Genomic DNA, 2688 nt, shown 5'->3' on the forward strand with positions numbered 1-2688 from the left:
CGAAATGTAGTAAACGGGCTATACAGCAGTTATGCAAAGTTAATAGCATATAGTGTGAATGCGTATAAAAAAACCAGAGGTACAAAAGGCATATTTAAATATGACACCATACCCGTAGCAGGCACTCCCGAAAGGGAAGCATTTGACAAGCTGATTAATGAAAAAATCAGCAAATGGCTAAACAGTGACAATGCTGCATTGCCTATAGGTAAAGGGCAAGAGTGGAAAGAGAATGAGAAAAAGACTTATGCACCTGAAAGCACCAGAGATATAAAAGCTATGATTGATGACATATATGACTTTACGGCAAGAAGCTATGGAATTCCGCCTGTATTATTGAAAGGCGACTTAGCAAATATAGACGATAATGTTGTCGATGTATTATTAACATTTGCGGTGGATCCTCTAATTGATACTTTGCAAGAAGAAATAAACCGCAAGCGAACAGGGTATTTGAATTTTAGTCAGGGTACTTATTTAGAAATTGACAGTAAAGCAATTAAACATATTGACCTATTAAACGTAGCAACTGCAATAGACAAGCTTATAGCAAGCGGTGCGTTCTGCATTAATGATATAAGAAAACTTGTAGGAGAACAGATAATTGACGAGCCTTGGGCTTGGCAACATTGGATAACTAAGAATTATAGTTCGGTAGAGGATTTATTGAATTCTCTGGGAGGTGATCCAAATGTATCTAATAAAATCGAGGGAGGTGAGTAGATGGGAAGGGAAATCAAAAGGATATGGGAAATAAAGCAACAAGCGGACAATCCAACAACACTTGATATGTACATCTACGGATATATACAGGGTGATTCTTATGATTGGTGGACTGATGAAATTATTGAAAATGAAACATCCGCTAATCATTTTAGGAGTGAGCTTGCAAAATATCCTGATGTAACACAAATCAACTTGTATGTGAATTCATATGGTGGCTATGTTTATGAAGCTATGGCAATTAGAAATCAATTAAAGAGACATTCTGCTAAGGTTATTGGATATGTAGATGGCTTTGCAGCTTCTGCTGCTTCGTTTGTATTAACGGCTTGCGATGAAGTTAAAATGTATAGTAACACTATGCAGATGATACATAATGCAATAAATATCGCTTATGGCAATGCAACTGAATTGAGAAAAGCTGCAGACGATTTAGACAAAATCATGGAAGGCAACAGAAAAGCCTATCTTGAAAAATCAAATGGCAAGTTGACTGAAGAAAAACTAATAGAATTATTAGAAGGTGAATCATGGTTAACGGCAAATGATTGTTTAGAATATGGTCTTTGCGATGAAGTTATATCAGAAGAAAAAGACATGACAGAAGCAAAAGAAATGTTGCAACAAGTAACTAAAACACTTGAACAGAGCATTAAATACAACAAAGCACTTGTAGCATTAGCAAAGGAATTTAAACAAGAAGTACCAAAAGAACCCGAGCCGGATCCAGTTCCGGAACCACCGAAAGAAAGCAAAATTCAAAAAACATTTTTATCAATTTTAAAATAAGAGAGGAGCAACAAGATATGAAAAACAAAGATTTATTGGCTTTACAAAAAGCAGAAATTATGAACAAACTCAATCAAGCTTTAAAAGATGGGAATGATGAAGCATTCCAAGTAGCATTTACAGAATATACTGATATGTTGCAAGAGGCTGTTTTAGCTGAAGCACAAGGATATGTTCAGGCATCAGACAACAACATTTTAGCAGGAAGAGGAGCAAGAGTTCTTACTTCTCAGGAAACTAAATACTATGAAAAAGTTATAGAAGCAATGAAATCAAGCAATCCTCAACAAGCATTGACTTTGATTGATGAAACGCTTCCAACAACTGTTATCGATTCAATATTCGAGGACATTCAAGAAGCTCATCCGCTTTTAACTGAAATTAACTTCCAAAACACTGGAATTTTGACAGAAATCCTTATTTCTACCCAAGATGGAAGGCATTTAGCTACTTGGGGTAAGTTGTGCGATACAATCGTAAAAGAATTGACCGCTGGAACGGATGTTATTAATTTAGCACAAAACAAATTGTCAGCGTTTATTCCAATATGCAAGGCTATGCTTGAGATAGGTCCTACATGGATTGATAGATACGTTAGAACTATCCTTCTTGAAGCAATTTCTAACGGACTTGAAAAGGCAATCATCCTCGGAACTGGTGTTGACGAACCTGTGGGCATGACAAAAGACCCGAACGGAGCATTCGACGCAACAGATGGCTACCCCAACCTTGTAGCGGTACCAATGAATGAAATTAGCCCTGATACTTATGGTGGTATTTTAGCAGCATTAGCAGTTGGACCTAATGGATTATATAGGACAGTAAATGAAGTGTTGTTTATCTGTAATCCAGTTGACTATTACACAAAAATTATGCCTGCTATTATGAAAATACAGCCTGATGGAAGCTATGTTTCTCGTTTTCCGCATCCAACTAAGTTAATTCAATCTGTATATGTACCAACTAACAAAGCTATAATCGGTCTTGGTAGGAGATACTTCTTTGGACTTGGGACAGGAAAAGGCGGCAAGATTGAATATTCCGACCACTACAAATTCTTAGAGGATGATAGATATTATCTTACTAAGCTTTATGGAGATGGCAAGCCTTTAGATAGTGGTTCTTTCAAGGTTGTTGATATCACTAACCTTAGACCAACAGCACCTATCGTTAGAG

The 2688-nt window shown here is 36.6% G+C and carries 3 protein-coding genes; all 3 read left to right on the plus strand.

Annotated elements, in window-relative coordinates; all coding sequences use genetic code 11:
* Positions 1 to 723, plus strand: a 723-nt coding sequence (locus PHF25_09460; GenBank protein MDD4528234.1) for a phage portal protein, incomplete at its 5' end; no start/stop codon positions are given.
* Positions 724 to 1512, plus strand: a complete 789-nt coding sequence (locus PHF25_09465) for a Clp protease ClpP (protein MDD4528235.1) — start codon at positions 724 to 726, stop codon at positions 1510 to 1512.
* On the plus strand, positions 1509 to 2688 hold a 1180-nt coding region (locus PHF25_09470), incomplete at its 3' end, for a phage major capsid protein (protein MDD4528236.1). The genes PHF25_09465 and PHF25_09470, both read left to right, overlap by 4 nt.

The sequence above is a fragment of the Candidatus Margulisiibacteriota bacterium genome (genome assembly GCA_028706105.1).
In the GTDB taxonomy this organism is placed as follows: Bacteria; Margulisbacteria; Riflemargulisbacteria; order GWF2-35-9; family DYQY01; genus DYQY01.